The organism is Burkholderia sp. (assembly GCF_018375725.1).
GTDB lineage: Bacteria > Pseudomonadota > Gammaproteobacteria > Burkholderiales > Burkholderiaceae > Burkholderia.
In genome coordinates this window covers 1-3,956 of record NZ_JAHACR010000358.1, presented here as the reverse complement: position 1 = coordinate 3,956, position 3,956 = coordinate 1, and the positions used below count along the sequence as shown (strand labels likewise).

At 66.8% G+C, this 3,956-nt stretch carries 5 protein-coding genes; 1 reads left to right on the top strand and 4 read right to left on the bottom strand.

Annotated features, from left to right (window positions below; genetic code table 11):
- The 4 genes from KH616_RS22645 to KH616_RS22630 all read right to left on the bottom strand — a co-directional run.
- Nucleotides 1-264: four-carbon acid sugar kinase family protein (locus KH616_RS22645; RefSeq protein WP_292252140.1), on the bottom strand; the 264-nt coding region annotated here is incomplete at its 3' end.
- Nucleotides 265-281: 17 nt separating this feature from the next.
- Nucleotides 282-1,172: an L-threonate dehydrogenase gene (ltnD, locus tag KH616_RS22640; RefSeq protein WP_292252139.1), complete on the bottom strand. Its 891-nt coding sequence runs from the start codon at nt 1,170-1,172 to the stop codon at nt 282-284.
- 56 nt (nt 1,173-1,228) lie between these two features.
- Nucleotides 1,229-1,933, bottom strand: a complete 705-nt coding sequence (locus KH616_RS22635) for an FCD domain-containing protein (RefSeq protein ID WP_292252138.1) — start codon at nt 1,931-1,933, stop codon at nt 1,229-1,231.
- A gap of 91 nt (nt 1,934-2,024) precedes the next feature.
- Nucleotides 2,025-3,113, bottom strand: a complete 1,089-nt coding sequence (locus KH616_RS22630; RefSeq protein WP_292252137.1) for a GlxA family transcriptional regulator — start codon at nt 3,111-3,113, stop codon at nt 2,025-2,027.
- A gap of 283 nt (nt 3,114-3,396) precedes the next feature.
- Here KH616_RS22630 and KH616_RS22625 point away from each other — a divergent pair.
- On the top strand, nt 3,397-3,956 hold a 560-nt coding region (locus KH616_RS22625), incomplete at its 3' end, for a serine dehydratase beta chain (RefSeq protein WP_292252136.1).

The window sequence follows — 3,956 nt, the reverse complement described above, 5'->3', positions numbered from 1 at the left end:
GACCGGCACCGGCAAGGAACTGATCGCGCGCAGCCATTCGTACGCGGCGAGCGATTGCGCGACGGCGTCGGCGGCCGGAATCGTGCGCGACTTCAGCGCGACGACGATGGCGTCGGCATCGAGTGCGGCATCGCCGGCGGGCACGCCGATTGTCTGTACGGTGCGCATGCCGCTCTTGACGAGCATGTTCGCCAGATCGGTCGCGCCGGTGAAATCGTCGGCGATGCAGCCGAGCAAGGGACGGGATACGGTTTCGGTACGCATGACGGGCTTCGGTCGAATCAGCGGGCGGCCGGCAGCGTGATGCCGGGGAAGGTCTTGATGACGGCGGAGTCGTCCTCGCCGCCGTGGCCGGCGCTCGATGCATTCATGAACATCTGGTGCGCGGTGGCCGACAGCGGCAGCGGGAATTTGCTGCGGCGCGCGGTATCGAGCACGAGGCCGAGATCCTTCACGAAGATGTCGACCGCGGACAGCGGCGTGTAATCGCCGTTCAGGATATGCGGTACGCGGTTCTCGAACATCCACGAGTTGCCCGCGCTGTGCGTGATCACGTCGTAGAGCGCATCGGGATCGACGCCTTCGCGCAGGCCGAGCGCCATCGCCTCGGCGGCCGCCGCGATGTGCACGCCCGCGAGCAGCTGGTTGATGATCTTCACTTTCGAGCCGACGCCGTGCGTGTCGCCGAGACGGTAGACCTTGCCGGCGATCGCGGCGAGCACGTCCTCGCACGCGGCGTAGGCGGCGGCGGGGCCGGACGTCATCATCGTCATCTCGCCGGACGCCGCGCGCGCGGCGCCGCCGGACACCGGCGCATCCAGCATCTGCAGGCCGGCGGCCTCGACGCGTGCGCCGAGTGCGGTGGCGAATTCGGGCGCGACGGTCGCGCTCGAGATCACGACGCTGCCCGGCTTCATCCGCGCGACCGCGCCCTGTTCGCCGAACAGCACGGTGTCGGTCTGCGCCGCGTTGACGACCAGCGTGATCACGACGTCGCATTGCGCGCCGAGCTCGGCCGGCGTCGAGCAGGCGATGCCGCCTTCCGCGGCGAATGCGCTCAGCACGTGCTCGCGCACGTCGCATGCGTGCACGCGAAAATCCGCGCGCAACAGCGAGCGGGCGACGCCCAGGCCCATCGCGCCCAGACCGATGACTCCAACATTTCGTGACATGGTCAACCTTGATCGATTCGAGAAAGGAGAGGGCGGCGCGTGGCGTGCCGCCGCGTTCAGCAGAGGCCGGCTTCGGTCAGTCGGCGGGCCGCGTTGTACATGTGCGCGCATGCGGCGTTGCGCGCCGCCATCGGGTCGCGCGCGCGGATCGCATCGGCGATCGCCGCGTGTTCGTCGCGAACCTGGCGCGAGAAGTCCTCGCGCTTCGCCTCGTTGCCGCGCGTGACCTTGACGCCCGCTTCGAGGTACTGGTTCAGGAACATCAGTGTTTTCAGGAAATACGGGTTGCCGGTGACGGCCGCGATCGTGCGGTGGAATGCGACGTCTTCGGCGACGCCGTCGCGGCCTGCGGCGACCGCATCGTCGATCTTGCGCAGCGCGTCGTCGATATCGGCCATGTCGTCGTCGGTGTGATGCAGCGCCGCTTCGGCCGCGACTTCCGCCTCGATCGCGCGGCGCACCGCGAGCAGATGCGGCAGCGAACTCGCCTCGACCGCTTCCGCGTAGTCGATGCGCAGCGGCCGGATCGCGCCGTGCTGGTTCACATAGACGCCGCTGCCCTGACGCGGCTCGACCACGCCTTCATTCTTCAGACGCGAGATCGCCTCGCGGATCACGGTGCGGCTCACGCCGAATTCCTGCGCGAGCACGGCCTCGGTCGGCAGCTTGCCGGTTGCCGTGAAACTGCCCACTTCGATCTGCTTGAGAAGCTGTTGCGCGACATGATCGCTCATCGCGCGAGCCGGAATTTTCTCGAACATGATGCTCAAGTTTGTAAGGTGATGTGGTCATCATACAAATTTGAGCGTGGGTCAGCATCCGGAATAACCCTCGGCTGCCTACCCCGTAAATTCAGTCAAGTCCTATGGAATCGGTTTCATTTTCGTTCATCTCGCTGACATCGTCGGAATCGGGTGTGTCGGCGGAGGCCGGCGCGCCCTTGTCCCGATAAGTCGCGGGCGGCACGCCGAACTGCTTGCGAAACTCGCGTCCGAGGTGGGACGCGTCGGCGAAACCGCAGCTCGACGCGATGTCGGCGACGGTGCGGTCGGAACTGGTGAGGAGCCACGCTGCGGTGCGCAGCCGCACCTGTTTGGCGAATGCCTGCGGGCTTCTCCCGGTTTCCGCCTTGAAGAGGCGTTCGAGCTGCCGTGCGGACAGATCGAGCTTGCAGGCCAGTTCCTCCAGCGGCAGTGCGCGTCCGACGTGCTGTTCCATCAGCAGAATCGCGCGCTTGACCTTCGGGTGCGTCGCCGGTTCGAGGCCGGGCGGATGCGGCTGCGGCGCGTTGCCTTTCTGCATCTCGCCGACGAGCAGGATGCGCAGCGCCTTCTGGACGGTCGCGTGGTCGAAGTGGCGCAGCAGGATCGCGGCGGCGACGTCGATCGAGGCCCGGCCGCCCGAGCAGGTGATGCGCCGCCGGTCGATCACGAACAGCCGGTCGGCGATCAGCAGGTCGGGATCGACCGCCGGGAAGCGTTCGATGAAATCCCAGTAATGGAACCAGCTGACGCAGGTGCGGTGCCCGTCGAGCACGCCGGCGCGCATCAGCGCGAACACGCCGGTGCAGATGCCGACGATCGTTGCGCCGCCGCTTGCCGCACGGCGGATGAAGTCGAGCGTCTCCGGCCCGGCCTGCGGCCCCGAATGCAGCAGGCCGCCGACCACCACCACATAGTCGAACGGCTCGGCATCGTCGAACGTTTCCCACGGCGTGATCTGGATGCCGCAGCTCGCGCGGACCGGCGCGAGCGTATCGCCGATCACGCTCCATGCGCAGCGCACGGGCTTGCTGTAGTCGCCGTCGTCCGCGGACAGCCGGAGCATGTCGACGAATCCGGAGAACGCGGTCAGCGTGAAGTTCGGCAGCAGCACGATGCCGAAGCGGATGCGGCGCGGCGCCGGCTCGGCAAGGGGAGAAGCGGGTGCATCGGGGGTCATGGCGGTCAATCTCGTCACATCGCGCCGCGGCGGGCGGGTCTCACTCTCTGATTGCTGGATCGGCACGGCGGCGCGGATGAAGCCAGCGTCGCCGATCGGCCACGCACGGACTTGCGTTTTTCCGTCGCGAACCATCGCCAAAGCGCACTTTCGGTGCGCCCGGCGCGGCGCTTGGCGGCGATATCCCACGCCGATGCCGTTTTTGTTCTATCGGCGGATTTTACGCTTTGATGTACTGGCGTCCAACGTTACCACTCGCGTTTCCACGCAAAGGCAGCCAGAGATGAACGTCAGTGTCTTCGACCTGTTCAAGATCGGCATCGGCCCGTCCAGTTCGCATACGGTCGGCCCGATGATCGCCGCTTGCCGTTTCGCGTCGCACATCGAGGATGCCAACCTGCTCGGCTTCGTGCAGCGCGTGCGGGTCGAGCTGTACGGTTCCCTGGGCGCGACCGGCAAGGGGCACGGCACCGACAAGGCCGTGCTGCTCGGCCTCGAGGGTCATTTGCCCGATTCGATCGATCCCGACCTGATCGAGCCGCGTCTCGCCGCGATCCGCGCGGAGAAGTCGCTGTCGCTGCTCGGCCGGCAAACGGTCCGCTTCGACGAGAAGGAGCACATCGGCTTCTACCGCAAGCTGATGAGCGGCACGGGCATCGTGCATCCGAACGGCATGCGTTTTCAGGCCTTCGACGAGCATGGACAGCTGCTCGTCGAGAAAGAGTATTACTCGGTCGGCGGCGGCTTCGTCGTCAACCGCGACGGCGATCGCGTCAACGGCGTGCGCGCGGCGGCCGAGGTGCCGTATCCGTTCCGCACCGGCGACGACCTGATGCGCCAGTG

Excerpts from the sequence above, each read along its gene's own strand:
- ltnD (WP_292252139.1), bottom strand. The coding sequence starts at position 1,172 with ATGTCACGAAATGTTGGAGTCATCGGTCTGGGCGCGATGGGCCTGGGC.
- KH616_RS22635 (WP_292252138.1), bottom strand. The coding sequence starts at position 1,933 with ATGTTCGAGAAAATTCCGGCTCGCGCGATGAGCGATCATGTCGCGCAA.
- KH616_RS22630 (WP_292252137.1), bottom strand. The coding sequence starts at position 3,113 with ATGACCCCCGATGCACCCGCTTCTCCCCTTGCCGAGCCGGCGCCGCGC.